The sequence below is a fragment of the Kitasatospora sp. MAA4 genome, assembly GCF_029893355.1.
Lineage (GTDB): Bacteria > Actinomycetota > Actinomycetes > Streptomycetales > Streptomycetaceae > Kitasatospora.
The window spans coordinates 1-13,112 of the sequence record NZ_JARZAI010000035.1; the positions used below are offsets into that span (position 1 = coordinate 1).

At 71.1% G+C, this 13,112-nt stretch carries 11 protein-coding genes; 2 read left to right on the forward strand and 9 right to left on the reverse strand.

Features of this window, described 5'->3' with window-relative positions:
- Positions 1 to 98 precede the first annotated feature (98 nt).
- Positions 99 to 449, reverse strand: a complete 351-nt coding sequence (locus tag P3T37_RS32360) for a hypothetical protein (protein ID WP_280727489.1) — start codon at positions 447 to 449, stop codon at positions 99 to 101.
- A gap of 86 nt (positions 450 to 535) precedes the next feature.
- Here P3T37_RS32360 and P3T37_RS32365 point away from each other — a divergent pair, with 86 nt between their 5' ends.
- Positions 536 to 913: a helix-turn-helix domain-containing protein gene (locus tag P3T37_RS32365; protein WP_280727490.1), complete on the forward strand. Its 378-nt coding sequence runs from the start codon at positions 536 to 538 to the stop codon at positions 911 to 913.
- 42 nt (positions 914 to 955) lie between these two features.
- Positions 956 to 1,639 carry an MBL fold metallo-hydrolase gene (locus tag P3T37_RS32370; RefSeq protein ID WP_280727491.1) on the forward strand — a complete coding sequence of 228 codons (684 nt, stop codon included), beginning with the start codon at positions 956 to 958 and terminating at the stop codon, positions 1,637 to 1,639.
- 119 nt (positions 1,640 to 1,758) lie between these two features.
- On the opposite strand, the gene P3T37_RS32375 is transcribed toward P3T37_RS32370, so the two are convergent.
- The 8 genes from P3T37_RS32375 to P3T37_RS32410 all read right to left on the reverse strand — a co-directional run bounded on the left by P3T37_RS32375 (position 1,759) and on the right by P3T37_RS32410 (position 13,110).
- Positions 1,759 to 2,589, reverse strand: a complete 831-nt coding sequence (locus P3T37_RS32375; RefSeq protein WP_280727492.1) for a hypothetical protein — start codon at positions 2,587 to 2,589, stop codon at positions 1,759 to 1,761.
- Positions 2,590 to 2,934: 345 nt separating this feature from the next.
- Positions 2,935 to 3,435, reverse strand: a complete 501-nt coding sequence (locus P3T37_RS32380; RefSeq protein ID WP_280727493.1) for a GNAT family N-acetyltransferase — start codon at positions 3,433 to 3,435, stop codon at positions 2,935 to 2,937.
- Positions 3,436 to 4,289: 854 nt separating this feature from the next.
- On the reverse strand, positions 4,290 to 5,363 hold the full coding sequence (locus P3T37_RS32385) for a GNAT family N-acetyltransferase (protein ID WP_280727494.1): 1,074 nt from the start codon (positions 5,361 to 5,363) through the stop codon (positions 4,290 to 4,292).
- Between the two features lie 9 nt (positions 5,364 to 5,372).
- On the reverse strand, positions 5,373 to 6,668 hold the full coding sequence (locus P3T37_RS32390) for a beta-galactosidase (protein WP_280727495.1): 1,296 nt from the start codon (positions 6,666 to 6,668) through the stop codon (positions 5,373 to 5,375).
- Positions 6,658 to 8,241 carry a phospholipid carrier-dependent glycosyltransferase gene (locus P3T37_RS32395; RefSeq protein ID WP_280727496.1) on the reverse strand — a complete coding sequence of 528 codons (1,584 nt, stop codon included), beginning with the start codon at positions 8,239 to 8,241 and terminating at the stop codon, positions 6,658 to 6,660. Before P3T37_RS32395 ends, P3T37_RS32390 begins: the two co-directional genes overlap by 11 nt.
- Positions 8,238 to 9,059, reverse strand: a complete 822-nt coding sequence (locus tag P3T37_RS32400; protein ID WP_280727497.1) for a PIG-L family deacetylase — start codon at positions 9,057 to 9,059, stop codon at positions 8,238 to 8,240. The genes P3T37_RS32395 and P3T37_RS32400 overlap by 4 nt, the downstream gene beginning before the upstream one ends.
- Positions 9,060 to 9,070: 11 nt before the next feature.
- On the reverse strand, positions 9,071 to 11,686 hold the full coding sequence (locus P3T37_RS32405; protein WP_280727498.1) for a glycosyltransferase: 2,616 nt from the start codon (positions 11,684 to 11,686) through the stop codon (positions 9,071 to 9,073).
- On the reverse strand, positions 11,683 to 13,110 hold the full coding sequence (locus tag P3T37_RS32410; RefSeq protein WP_280727499.1) for a glycosyltransferase family 4 protein: 1,428 nt from the start codon (positions 13,108 to 13,110) through the stop codon (positions 11,683 to 11,685). The genes P3T37_RS32405 and P3T37_RS32410 overlap by 4 nt, the downstream gene beginning before the upstream one ends.
- Between the last annotated feature and the right edge of the window lie 2 nt (positions 13,111 to 13,112).

A 13,112-nucleotide genomic window follows, 5' to 3' on the forward strand; every position in this document is an offset into this window, starting at 1 on the left:
TCGTCCGTCGACGGCTTGACCTGCCCAGGGCGTGGCATCCAGGCACCTCCTGGACAGGCAGCCTACCAGCAAGGATCCTTAAGTCAGTGGTATTGGAGCTAGGCACTGTGCTCGACGTATTCGAGGACGACTCCGCCGGGGTGTCGCACGATGGCGTTGCGGCCGGTCGGCACCTGGTTCGGGCCCGAGAGGATCTCTCCACCGCGCGCGTTCAGGAGTGTCTGGATCCCGTCCAGGTCGTCGACGAGCACGGTGCTCTGGACGTCACGGAACGGGGCGAGCCCCTCGGCAGTGCCCGCGACGAGCAGGAAGCCGCCGATGCTCGCCACCTCCACACCGCTGTAGGCAAAGCGCCTCCCTCCCTCCTGGCCCGTCAGGTCGCGCAGGGCAGGCAGAGCACGGTCCAGGTCATCCACATACAGCCGAGCCAGCGTGGCCAGCACCTTCATGTCCGCCCCTCCAAGATCAATTCGACTTTCCCGAACTGTTGAATCGACCGCCATACTAGGCACAGGTCCCGAAGCGGAGGAAGCGGATGCGCGCACTGCCCCAGCCCAAGCCCGAAGACTTCGATCTGGCGACCGTGCTGCACGCCCTCGGCGACCCAGTGCGACTGGAACTGCTGCGACGCCTGACAGCGGAGGGCGAAACCACCTGCAGCCCCGAGGGGGTGACAGTTCCGCGCTCGACGCTGTCCAACCATTGGCGAATCCTGCGCGAGGCGGGCATCACGTCCACGCACATCAGCGGGAAGACCCGGCTGGTGACCCTGCGCCGGAACGAACTCGATGCCCGCTTCCCCCGCCTGCTCGGCGCCGTGCTGGACGAGTTCACCCACCCGTCCAGTCCACCACCCGGCGCCTCAAGTGATCCAATTTCCGGAGGCTCCAGGACTGTTCTGCGCTCTCGGTGAACGAACCATGCCGTCCCCGCCAGCCACGCCTAGCCTGGCGGCATGGACCTCGTGGAAGTGCTGCCCAACCTCCATCTGCTCCAGTTCGAGGTGGGTCAGGCCTACCTCTGGAGCGACCCCGACGCGCTGACCCTGATCGACACCGGTCCGGCCGGCTCCGCACCCGCCATCGCCGCGGCTGTGCGCTCACTTGGCCGACGGCCCGCTGAGATCCAGCGGATCATCCTCACCCACGGCCACAACGACCACACCGGCGGCGCCGCCGAGGCTGCCGCCTGGGGCGAGGCCCAGGTGCTCGCGGGGCAGGCCGACGCCCCGGTCATCCGTGGTGAACTCCCGGCGCCACCACCAGTGCTGACGGAGTGGGAGCGTGAGCTTGCGTCCACGATCCCGCTGCCTCCGCCGACCGAGCCGGTCCCCGTGGACTGCGAGCTGGTGGACGGCGACACCGTCGAATTCGGCGACGGCGCTCAGGTGTTCGCCGTCCCCGGCCACACCGACGGCAGCATCGCGCTCTACCTGCCCGGCCCGCGCGTGCTCTTCACCGGCGACACCATCGCCAACGTGGGCGGCCACACCATGCTCGGTGTCTTCAACACCGACCGCGAGCGAGCAGCCAAGTCGCTCCACCTCCAGAGCCGCCTGGACTCCGACATCGCCTGCTTCGGCCACGGCGAGCCCATCGTCGGCGGCGCGGCCGAGCGATTGCGCCGCATCGTGGGCTGAGGATCGCGCAGGCGCCGCAAGCGTGACCGGCCTGGGAGCGTATCCAGCTCCCGGGCCCTGGTTTGCCACCCAATTCTCAAGCGATCCATTTGCCCGGTCGGTCCAAGCCCGTCTCTCCATCAGACATGGCGAAGCAGGGTGCGGAGGTGGGCGACGCGGGCGCGAACGTCGACCTGGGGTGACTGGTGGCTGCGGGAGGGTGGGGTGCCGTGGCAGGGACGGCAGAGGCCGCCGGGGAGGGATTCGGGGCGACCGGGGGTGCGGCACTCCGTGCACTCCATGACGCGCCGCGCGGGCTGTTCGGTCGGGGCGGCGCGGAGTTGCTGCGGCGGGAGCTTGTCGACGAGCCGTCGGCGGGTGAGGCCGCCGGGGCTGGACACCGACTCCGGGAGTCCGGCGGTGAGGGCCGCGTGCAACTGCGGCACGGTTGCGCCGAGTTCCAGCCAGGCGGCGGCGAGCGGCTCCAGCTCGGCGCACTCGCGGGCGGAGAGCGCGAGGCGGGAGTCGGCGAGCCCGAGCGTGGACAGCGCCTCGTACGCCTCCGAGCGGCGCGGACGGGCGGGCGCGGGGCGGACTGTTCGGGCCTCAGCCTCGGCTGGGGCCGGTGGCGCCACCGGCTCGTCCAGGAACCGCGCCCACCACGCGTCGTCGCGCGCCGTCCGCGAGAAGTACGTCCGGTGGACCCAACGGGTGCGCCCGTCGCCCAGGTTCACCCGGATCCGGCGCAGGTGACCGGCCGCCGAGAGCATCCGGAGCGCGGAGGCCACGGCCTGCTGGCCGTAGCGCGGCTGCTCCCTGGCGAGGGTCTTGGTGTCCATCGCGGCGCCCTCGGGCAGCCGGTCGATGAACGCGGCGAGGTACGCCTCGCGCTCGGGCAGGTGTGCGAAGTCTGCGCCATGATGGCGGACTTGGTGCGGCGCGATGCGCTTTCCGTAGCCGGGAGAGGCCATCGGCGGGCAGGCGACGGTAGAGTTGGCAGTAGCCACAGGATCGACGTCTTTCGATCTAGTCGGTCAAACCCCCCTCTGGTGTTGGTAGCACCGGTCGGGGGTTGCTCTTTGCGGCGAACGGTACACCGGATGTGCGGAGCGTGGCGACTCGTGACGAATAGTCATATTCACTGACGGCTGGCGGGGTTGGGGCGGGTGGGGGGGTGGGTTGAGTAACCTCCCGTTCCTCTAAGGCAGCGCTCAACTCTCGCCCCTCGGAGCTCAGACACCGAGGCGCCCGCCCCCAATGCCCTTGGGGTACGCGAGCGTGACGCCCACCGACGTGGAGCGAACTCCCAGGAACGCCTACGCGGCGCGGGAGGGCTCTCGCGGCTCTCGCACCATGAAGACGTCGACCGGGTCCTCGGTCTCCACGGTGAACCCGTGGCGCTCGTAGAGCCGCCGAGCAGCACTGCCTTGCAGAACGTTCAGGCGGACACGCACACCGTCAGCGTCGGCCCGCTCCAGCAGCGCGCTCAGCACAGCAGAGCCGATCCCCCGCCCCTGGACGCCGGGTGAGAGAAAGAAGTGCTCCAGCCACTGCGCGTCCCCCGCCGGCCGCAGGGCGACGCAACCCGCGAAGGCGTCATCGACCAGGACGATCGACATGTACTCCGGAACGAAGGCATCCCGAAACCGCTGCCGGACGCGCTCCTCGTCGAACCGCCCCAACCGCACCAGATCCGGCCGCATCACCACCGCCCGAAGCTCCACGATCACCTCGACGTCGTCCAGGCTCGCGGAGCGAAGCGCCCATCCCCCGGGGCGGGCCGCCTCGATGGCGTCCGCCTGTGTGCTCGTAGTCATGATCGAAGTATCGCAGCGCTCCCGGCGGCGAAGGAAACGACTGGGTGGGTCGCCGGGCGGGGGGCCGCGGGGCCTGGCGGGCTGCCGGGGCGCTCGGGTATGGCGGGTCCGGGTACTGGCGCCTGGTGTCGGGGAGTGTGGTGGTCGTCCGGGTAGGCATCGGCCTGTGGGGGTGCGGGAAGGGGGGCCCGTTCGTCGGTCGCCGGGCCGCTGTTGCGCGGTGGCGCGTGGTCCGGCCGGCCGACTGCGCGTGGGGCGTTTCGTCGGGGCGGGAGGGCGGCGTGCAGCGGCGTGCCGCTGCGGTGTGCCGGGCTGTTGGCGCTCTTGCGGTTCCTCGTGCCAGTCGATGTAGAGGATGCAGCCCCCGGGGTGAGGGGTGCGGGAGGTCCGTGCGGTGACGTGGTCGGGGAAGGCGAGGTGCGCGAGTACTCGTTCGTCGAGTGTGACATCGCCGGGCCGGTCGTCGGGGTCGGCGGTCCGTAGGCCCAGCCCGATGCCGGTGGCGGTGCGCGCCAGTTCCAGGACGAGCGGGCCGGTGTCGTGGCGCACCGCGTTGGTCAGGATTTGGGTGAGCAGGAGGTTGGTGGTGCGCACAAGTCCGGGGAGGTCGAGGTGCCAGGTGGTCAGCTGCCAGCGCACGACCTCCTGGACCTGGGCAGCGCTGTGCGCTGGTTGGGGCAGGTACCAGATGAGCGCGGTGCCGAGCATGCCGCAGGCCGGCGGCAGGGCCCAGACGAGGTCCTGGCCGGGCTGTCGGCCGGTGCTCGGGGTGTGCGTGGTCATGGCTCTCCCGCCGGGTTGCGGTTGTCGGCGCGGCCGGCTCCCGGGCCGTGTGGTGGAGGCGTGGTGTGGCGTCAGCCCGGGCGCAGGGCGTCGAGGACGTGTGCCGTGCGCAGTGCTGTGTTCCGCAGGCGTGGATGAGCGGTGGTGAGGGTCACTGCGGTGCGGTAGGTGGCCGAGCCGCCGCGGATGGCTGCTGCTCGGGGTCCGCCGCGCTGGAGGTGTCCTTCGCCGACTGTGAGGTCTGTGGTCTTGAGGGCCCGTTTGGTGGGATCGTCGCCGCGGCCCATATCGATGAGTCGGATGCCGTGCGCGGCAGCTGCCTGGCAGATCTTCAGGTTGAGCATGACACCTGGTGAGTACGGGGCGAAGCGGGGTTCGTAGGCGGTGAACCACAGGGCCTGGGTTTGCTGGGAAAGCAGGCTGTACTGGCAGGCGATGGGCTGCCCGTTGCAGGAGAGCGTGGAGAGGATTCCCGTGCAACCGCCCGCGCGGGACTGCAGCAGGGAGTGTAGGAGTCTGGCGGTGAAGGGGCGCGCGAAGTGGTCGCGGTAGCCCTTGGCGTGGTATTGGTCGGTCTTCCAGCGGACGAGGGTGTCGAGGAGTTCGTGGCTGTCGCGGTAGCTGAAGTCGACTGTTCCTTCGCGTTGTTGGAGTTTGCGCTGCTTGGCGCGGATCTTGCGCAGGAAGGCGGGCGACTTGGCGTGCAGTTGGTCGAGGTAGCCGGGCCAGCCGTCCTCGAGCCGGATCGCCGGTGAGGTGGCGCTGAGCTGGGTTCCCGCCTCCAGGGTCGGTTGGTTGGCGGTGAGGTGGTCGAAGTCCCACACGGCCAGGTCGCAGGCCTGCAGTAGGTCACGGGCGTTGAGGTGGAGGTCGGGCTGGTGGATCAGGCCCTGGCAGTCGTTGAAGCCGCAGCCGATGGGTTTTCCCGCGCCGAGGCGGTGGTGTTCGAATGGGAAGAAGCCGGTTGGTTCGGGGCCGGCGAAGATGACGGCGATGCGTGCGGTACGGCGCAGCGCCCCTACGGCCAGGGTGTAGCCAGGTGCCAGGAACGGATTCGCGCTGTCCGGTGTGGCGTCCAGGAGTCGCTGCCAGGCGGCTGTGTGGGCCGGGGTCAGTTCTTGCGGTCTGATGACGGTGATGTCCATGGCGGTGTCTCATCCGTAGTTGTGGATGACGGCCGTGTAGTCGGCGAGCGAGGATCCGGGGGTGCCGTTGTAGAGGTCGTCGTCGAAGGCCCACATGAGGTCGCTGAGTCCGCAGTGGGCCATCTGGCGGGCGGCGTCAGCTATCACGCCTGGGTGGTAGGGGGAGATTTGGTTGCCCGCGCTCTCGCCGCCGAGCAGGGTGAAGCCGTCCTGCCGTGCGGCCCGGGTCACCCAGCGGGTCGAGGACCACGAGTAGACCTCCGTGGCCTGCGGGCTGTGGGTGTCGACCGTGGTGTCGTCGGGCTCGCAGGCGTTGTTGGGCGGGGTGCCGGTCCCGTCGACGAGGGCGGTGCTGACGATCTGCACGCCTGGTAGATGTGTGAGCTGCGCCAGTGTCAGGTAGAAGCCCACGCCCTGGGCTGTCAGGGTCGGTTCGACCGAGCCGTCGAGGTGGGCGTTGAGTTCTCCTTGCAGTTCACGCGGGTGGTAACCGGTGCCCGGTACCAGGACTCTCAGCAGGCCCTGGAATCCCACGGTGCGCAGCGTCGAGAGCTGCCAGTTGACGGCGCCGCTCAAGGCGGCGAGGTACCAGTCGTACCAGGTGGTCACCTGGGCCTGGGTGAACTCTTGCCCTTGGTACTGCGCGGCGCCGGGTTTCCAGCCCGGGTAGGGGTTGGGTGGGGTGCTGGGCGGCAGTTGGGCGCCGGCGCCCTGCGCGTTCACGTCGTAGGCCCAGTAGGTGTTGGTGTGGCCCGCACGGCTGCCCTTGGGGTAGCTGAACTCGCCGGAGTCGTCGGTGCCGATGCGGATCGCGCGGAAGGCGGACAGGTCGAGGTCCTCGGCGACGCGGGCCAGATAGGTCTGGGCGTGGGCGCGGACGTCCTGGCTGAAGACGAGGTTGGCGCAGTCGGGGACGCTGTCGCCGTATTGGTCGACGTACCGGGCCCCGGGGAGGTTCAGCAGCCAGTCGGGTGGGCTGGCGAGTCCGGGGTCGAGTTCGAGTTGGAGGCCGGCCTTGCGGAAGGCGGTGATCTGTTGGCGGAGCGTCGAGACGTAGTCGGTGTCGAAGGCACCGGGTGCGGGTTCGTAGCGTTTCCAGGAGATGGCGAGGCTGGCGAGGCTGATGCCTGCGTTGCGCTCGCGGGCGGCGTTCTCTGGGTCGCTCTGCAGGGTGCCGAAGAGGTAGCGGCTGTTGCCCGGTTCGCCGGGGTTGGTGGCGCTTCCCCCCAGGCAGAGCAGGGCGACGGCGCTCAGGGCCCAGCCCAGCGTGCGGTACCAGTTGTGGTGGCGCAGGTCAGCCGCCATGTCCGCTCCCCGGTGCTGCTGCGGGGGCCGTCGAGGTGGGCAGCGGGATGCGGTAGAGCGCCAGTTGCCCGTAGGTGCGGCCGTGGAAGGAGAAGAGCAGGGTGCCTTGTGCGGCCAGCGCGTGCACCGGGATGGGTGCCGCTGCACCATAGCCCTGGTCGATGACCTGCCAGGGGACGACCAGGTACTGTGCGCCGGCCTGTTCGCGCTGGGTGGGGGTCAGCCAGTTGCCCACCCGGTAGCGGCTCCCCAGTGCCCAGGCGGAGATGCCCGGCGTCGCACCGCCGTCGGGGGCGGAGATGGCGGTGCCGGCCGGGACGTGGTCGTTCAGGTAGGCCAGCAGCCGCGCGTAGCCGTCATCGGGGGTGGCACGTGTGGTGGTGTAGGCGGCGCAGGAGAAGGTCAGCGCGACCGCGAGGAGAGCGGCGCCGCCGATCCGGACGGCCCGGCGTGCCGGGTGGCCGGCCGGGGCTTTGCGCAGCAGGGGCAGGGCTGCGGCGATGATGACCGTCGTGGGGACCAGGAGCAGGTAGAGCGCCTGCTCCTCCAGGGTGCCGATGACGAGCGCGTAGCCGAGGGCGAGCGCGGAGCAGCCGTACATCACGCTGAGCATGCGGTGGACGCGGCTGCCGCGTTGCAGCAGCAGGAGAAGGGCGAGAGGGCCGGCGGCCAGCAGGAGGTAGCTGCTGCCGTAGCCGGAGATCTGGGCGAGCAGGCGGCCGGAGAGGGAGGGGGCGCCTTGGGAGTTGAAGCCGGTGGACTGGATGAAGCCGACCAGTCGGCTGATGCCCGAGGTTTTGGCCGCCCAGAACTGCCCGAAGTGGCCGTAGGCGGTGAGTAGTGCGACATAGACGGTGTATGGCATGACCGTGGCGGCACCGGTCAGCAGGAGCAGCCTTCGTCGGGGTGCCAGTCGCAGCAGGGCGGCTATGGCCAGGGGTAGCAGGGTCAGCAGCGCCGCTTCGTCCTTGGTCAGCAGCGCGATGCCGAAGAGCAGGCCCGCGGCGAGGGCCCGGGTGCGGGCGTGGGTGGGGGCCGGGTGCTCGATGAGCGGCAGCATGGTCAGCAGGCCGGCCAGGACCCAGAACATGAGTGACGTTTCGAGCATCACCCGGTCGTTCTGCCGGATCGTGTAGGGGTCGAGCGCGAAGAGCGCGGCGCCCGCGCTGGCGGCTAGTGGGGAGCGGGTGACGCGCATGATCAGTACGACGATCAGGGCGGCGGTGCCGGCGGCGAAGAGCGCGTTGAGGGGCCGCATGTCGTGGACGGCTGTCACGGTGTCGGGTGAGTAGCCGAAGAGCTTCTCCCAGGCCGCTTCGAGGTAGAAGAAGGCGGGCGGGTGCAGGAAGAACGGTGTGCCGCTCGCCTGCGGGAAGCCGCCGAGGGCGGCGCTGTGGCCGACCTGGCGGTAGATCAGTTCGTCGATGAAGAGGTCGCCCGAGGGTCCGATGCCGATCAGGCGCAGCACCGCGGTGAGGGCGAAGGCGGTGCCGGCGAGCAGAGCGGTGCGGCGGCGGTGTCCGGTGGGCAGCTGTTGCGGGGCCGCGACGGTCGGTCCGATGGTCAGGGTCATCGCGCTCCCCCGGCGGTGAGCTGGTGTGCGTAGGCGGGTGCCGTGTGGAGGTAGACCTCGGGCACCTCGGGGATTCGCCCGTCGGGGAAGAGGGCGGGGACCTGGGTGCGGTAGCCGCGGACGAGCGCTTCCTTCGGCTCGGCCGTCCGCAGTGGTGCGCATGGCTGCAGGTGGTGGGTGCGGACGAAGGCTGGGTCGGCCGGCTCCGCCTGGTTGTAGGGGAAGTCGCTGTAGTAGACGGCGTGGTCGGCGGCTGCCGCGGCGGCCTGGCGGACGATCAGGTGGTCGGCGTGCCCGCCGACGGCCAGCGGCGCCAGGAACAGGGCCGGACCCTCGGCGGCCAGCCGGGCCACGGCCGCCGTGGCGGCGTGCAGGGTGGCCTCGTCCTGGTCGGCGATGCGGCCGCGGGCCAGGTGCAGGCGGTAGGTGGGGTAGATGTGGCCGCATTCGGGCAGTGCTCGGTGCAGTCGGCTGCGCACGGGGGTGGTGGCGGGACGGCGGCGGAAGAGGCCCTCGGTCAGGCCCAGGTGCCTCCAGTCGACGGCCAGGTGGGTCATGACGTGGATGTCCTCGGCCCGGCGGGCCGCGTAGTGGCGGGCGGCATCGCGCTCGCCGACCTGGTGCAGGTAGCGCATGGCCGACAGGGTGTGGGGGGGCGGGCCCGCCTCGGTGAAGAAGGTGACCACGGTGACCGGGGCCGTGCGGCTGGCTTGTGCCAGGAGCGCACCGCAGGACAGGGCCGCGTCGTCGAGGTGGGGTGAGAGGACGATCAGTCTGCTTCCCTGCTGGAGCGCCCGGGTGAGCGGATCGGTTGTCATGGCGGCCTCCATCAGATGGTCCTGATCATCTTCGGGTCTGCCGGGGCGTGCGTCCCGGTGATCGCGTCCGTGTCGCCGGCTGCGGTCGCCAGGCGGTTCTGGACGAGTTCGAGGTAGCACTGCGTCACTGCTCCCCAGGTGTGACGGCGGGAGGCCTGGTGGGCTTGTAGGCCGAGCCGGGCGCGGTTGTTCTCGTCCCGGACCAGGTGGTCGATCCCGCCGGCCAGGGCCGCCACGTCGAAGGACGGTACGCTCACGTCGCCGTGTCCGGCCATCCAGCGCAGGCAGGGCAGGTCGAAGTGGAGCACCGGTTTGCCGTAGGCCATGCTCTCGAGGGCGACCAGGCCGAAGGTCTCGTGGCGCGAGGGCATGACCATGAAGGCGCTCTCGCGCATGATCTGGTCTTTGTGCTCGTCCTCGATGTGGCCCAGCCAGGTCACCTCGCGGCCGTGTTGCTGGAGCAGCCGTCGCAGTCGCTGTTCCTCCGCGTCGGTGCCCGATCCCGCCAGGACCAGGGGCAGGTCTGGTGCGGCCTGCTGGTAGGCGGGCAGGAGCAGGTCCAGGCCCTTCTGCCAGGTGTCGATGCGGCCCAGGAAGAGGATGAAGCGCCCGCCGCCCAGTGGCTGGGGCGGCTGCGGGCGGTCTTCCACGCCGTTGGCGATCACGTGGACGCGGGCTCTGGGGCTGTAGCGGCGCAGTTCGGCGGCGTCGGCGTCGTTGAGGGTGATGAGGTCGCGGTAGCAGCGGAAGCTGAGCCGCTCGGCGAGGAAGAACGGCACGTGGTACTTGTGCCACATCGCCCGGCCGCTGCGCACCTGGTCCAGGCCGATCACGGGGGCCCGGGTGAACAGCGGCAGCAGGGCCGCGGAGAAGGGCGGGGTGAAGCTCTCCAGCCACAGGTCGTGGCGCAGTCGGCGGGCCATGACCGGCAGTGCGGCTTGGAAGAGCAGCTGGCCCACGCGCGGCCCGGCCCAGCTGAGCGGCAACCGGCGGTGGGTGACGCCGTCGGGGGTCCGTTGGGTGCCGCGGTGGCCGGCGGTCAGCACGGTGACGTCGAGGTGCTGGGCCAGGCGCTTGGCGATGTGGTCGATGACCACCGCTCCGCCGCCGCGGTAGGCGGGGTTGAGGGCGTCGTCGTAGGTGGAGATCACCACCCGCGCCCGTCCGTGGTCCAGGTGACGGTCGGTCAGGAAGCGTGTCACGGCGTGTGCTCCCACCAGCACCGAGGCGGCGGCCCACAGCACGGGGTGGGGACGGAGCAGGATCAGGGCCGCGACGAGGACCAGTGGCCAGACGCGGGGCACCAGGGCCATCACGTGTGCGCCGTGGCAGCGCACCAGGCGGTGGACGACCAGCGCGGCCACGATCAGCAGTCCGCAGCTCGCCCCGGCCGCCAGTCCCCGGACACCGCCGATCCGCCATCCGGTGAGCAGCGCGGCGCTCTGGATCACGACGCCCAGGCCCAGGAGCCGGCGGATGGCATAGTCGTCGACCGCCTGGAAGAACAGGACCGCCAGGCTGATGGCGCCCAGGGCGAAGCCGGTGACCGCGGCCCAGGGCATGACCGGTCCGGCGGAGGCCAGGCTGCCGGGGAAGACCGTGGCGATGACTGCGGGTGGCACGGTGGCGCAGATGGCGACCAGCGGCAGGGTCACCCTGGTGTACATCTGCACCGCGCGGGCGGCCAGCGGGGTGCCGGCCGCGCGCCGCGACAGCACGGGGAAGAATGCCATGGCGACGGCGCCGGCCACGAAGTAGGGGGTACGGCCGAGCGCGGCGGCGGCCTGGTAGCCCGCGGCTTGGGCGGAGCTGTGCGAGAGCATGGCGACCAGCACCAGGTCGGCGGCGGCCAGCACGGCCACCAGGCCCTGCAGGCAGGCGATGCCGGCGGCGCGGCGCCACAGGGCGCGGTGGGAGAGCAGCCGGCGCCAGGAGCGGCGAAGTTCGCCTGCGCGTCGGCGTGGCCAGTACAGGACGTAGGGCAGCAGTCCGGCGCCGAACGCGGCCAGCGCGCCGGCGTCCGTGAGGTGCGCCAGGACGACCAGGAGCAGTCCGGCGCCGACCTTGAGGGCAGCCTCGGCCACCGCCACGCCGGCCATCGGGCGCAGCCGCTCGTTGCCCTGCAGCCAGCCGACCGTGACCCGGGTGACGTAGATCAGCAGCGTCACCACGGCCAGGATCGTTGCGGTGATCGGCCCGGCGAACTGTGCGGCGACCGCGCCCACGACGAGCGCCGAGACCAGGCCGCCGGCGACGCTGGTGCAGACGGCGAACGAGACGGCGTCGCGACGCTGCTCCTCGGTGCGGCTGCGGGCCAGTTCCTGGGCGAGGACCCAGGGGACCGCGACGACCGAGACGGCGGATGCGCACAGCAGCAGGCTCTGGCCGGCGGCGAAGCGGGCGAAGGCGCCGGGTGCCAGCAGGTGTGTGAGCACCAGCGCGTAGCCGTAGTTGAGGGCGCCGACTGCGAGGTAGGCGGCGGCGAACCAGCGGGCGCCGTCGAGGGCCCTCGCCTCCTCGCCTCGGTGTTGCGGCACGGCGGCCGGCTGCTCGGCCGTGGCCGGATCGGGGAGGGTGGGCGCGGGTGCGGCGGCGCGGGTGCGGCGGGGGCCGGTGCGGGCGGTCATGACGCAGGCCCCAGGGGCGTCAGTTCGTCGACGTGGCTGGCCAGCGTCAGTGACGCCTCCTGGTGTCCCAGGCGGCGTAGGACCGCACAGGCGCGCATCTCGTCGCACTGGTTGAGGAGCAGTGTGTAGCCGTCCTCGGTGCGCGTCCAGCGGTCGGTGCCGCGCACGGCGCCTGCGAGCGCGCGTTCGGCTTTCTCCGGGTCCTGGGCCGGGAAGCGGGCGCGGACCGCCAGGTTGCTGGGTTGGCGGCGCGAGCGACGCCGGGCCTCGATGCGTCGGATCTCCTCGAGCAGCACGTCGGCCATCCGATCGGTGCTGGTCTCCCAGGAGAACCCGTCCGCCCAGGCTCGGCAGCGTGTGGCGATGCGATCACGTTCGCTGCGATCGCTGAGAGCCTCCAGGGCGCGCTCGATGCCGGTGGCCAGGTCACCGCCTGCGGTCAACAACCAGCCGGTCTGCTGGTCGCGGACCGCGTCCCGAAGGCCGGGCACGTTGTAGGCCAGGACCGGGGTCCCGACCGTGTTCGCCTCGATCGCCGTCAGACCCCAGCCCTCGGCGGCCGAGGGAATGACGGTAAGCCAGGCACGTGCGAGCAGCTCGCGCTTGCGCCGCTCATCGGTGTAGCCGTGGAAGGTGACCACGTCCTCGAGGCCGTACCGGTCGGCCAGTTGTCGCAGTCGGGGCAGTTCCGGACCGTCGCCGGCGATCTCCACCCGCAGTTCGGGCCAGCTCTCGACAGCCCGGGCAACGGCCTTCAGCAGCCAGTCGATGCGCTTGTGGGCGACCATCCGGCTCACCACGGCGATGGTCGGCCGGGTGCTGCGCGGGGGCAGTGGAGCGCCGGCCGGCTCGGGGCCGCCGTTCGGGACCAGGTGGACGGGGTTGTGGAAGCCCAGCACGCGACGGATGCCTGCCCGCGTGGAGGGTGAGACGGCGACGATGGGCCGGTTGCGGTAGGTGATGCGGCTGGCCTGCTTCTCCAGGAACCGTCCGAGGATATTCATCGGGGACCGGAAGTAGCGGTCGAACTGCTGCTGGTGGATGTGGTGGATGACGCAGACCACGGCGGTCCACCGGGGCTGGAAGAGGGGGGAGAAGAACGGGATGCCGTTCTGGCAGTCGACCACCGCGTCGTAGGTGCGCCGGTGGGCGAGCAGGTGGAGCGCGGCGGCCGGGTAGACCCCGTAGGTTCCGCCGGCTCGCAGGACACGGACGCCCTCGACTCGCTCGGCCGCCGCGGCGTCGGGGTAGCGCGCGGTGAACAGGGTGACCTCGACGTGGGCGGCCGCCAGGCGTCGGGCGATCTCGAAGCAGTAGGCCTCCGCACCGCCCGCTCGGGGGTGGCAGGGGTCACGCCAGTTGAGGAAGAGGATGCTGCGGCCCGCCAGCTGCGGGAGGTGCGTCGACAGGTGCGGTTCGCTCACGG

Excerpts from the sequence above, each read along its gene's own strand:
- P3T37_RS32400 (WP_280727497.1), bottom strand. The coding sequence starts at position 9,059 with ATGACAACCGATCCGCTCACCCGGGCGCTCCAGCAGGGAAGCAGACTG.
- P3T37_RS32370 (WP_280727491.1), top strand. The coding sequence starts at position 956 with ATGGACCTCGTGGAAGTGCTGCCCAACCTCCATCTGCTCCAGTTCGAG.
- P3T37_RS32395 (WP_280727496.1), bottom strand. The coding sequence starts at position 8,241 with ATGACCCTGACCATCGGACCGACCGTCGCGGCCCCGCAACAGCTGCCC.
- P3T37_RS32375 (WP_280727492.1), bottom strand. The coding sequence starts at position 2,589 with ATGGCCTCTCCCGGCTACGGAAAGCGCATCGCGCCGCACCAAGTCCGC.
- P3T37_RS32390 (WP_280727495.1), bottom strand. The coding sequence starts at position 6,668 with ATGGCGGCTGACCTGCGCCACCACAACTGGTACCGCACGCTGGGCTGG.
- P3T37_RS32385 (WP_280727494.1), bottom strand. The coding sequence starts at position 5,363 with ATGGACATCACCGTCATCAGACCGCAAGAACTGACCCCGGCCCACACA.
- P3T37_RS32360 (WP_280727489.1), bottom strand. The coding sequence starts at position 449 with ATGAAGGTGCTGGCCACGCTGGCTCGGCTGTATGTGGATGACCTGGAC.
- P3T37_RS32380 (WP_280727493.1), bottom strand. The coding sequence starts at position 3,435 with ATGACTACGAGCACACAGGCGGACGCCATCGAGGCGGCCCGCCCCGGG.
- P3T37_RS32365 (WP_280727490.1), top strand. The coding sequence starts at position 536 with ATGCGCGCACTGCCCCAGCCCAAGCCCGAAGACTTCGATCTGGCGACC.
- P3T37_RS32405 (WP_280727498.1), bottom strand. The coding sequence starts at position 11,686 with ATGACCGCCCGCACCGGCCCCCGCCGCACCCGCGCCGCCGCACCCGCG.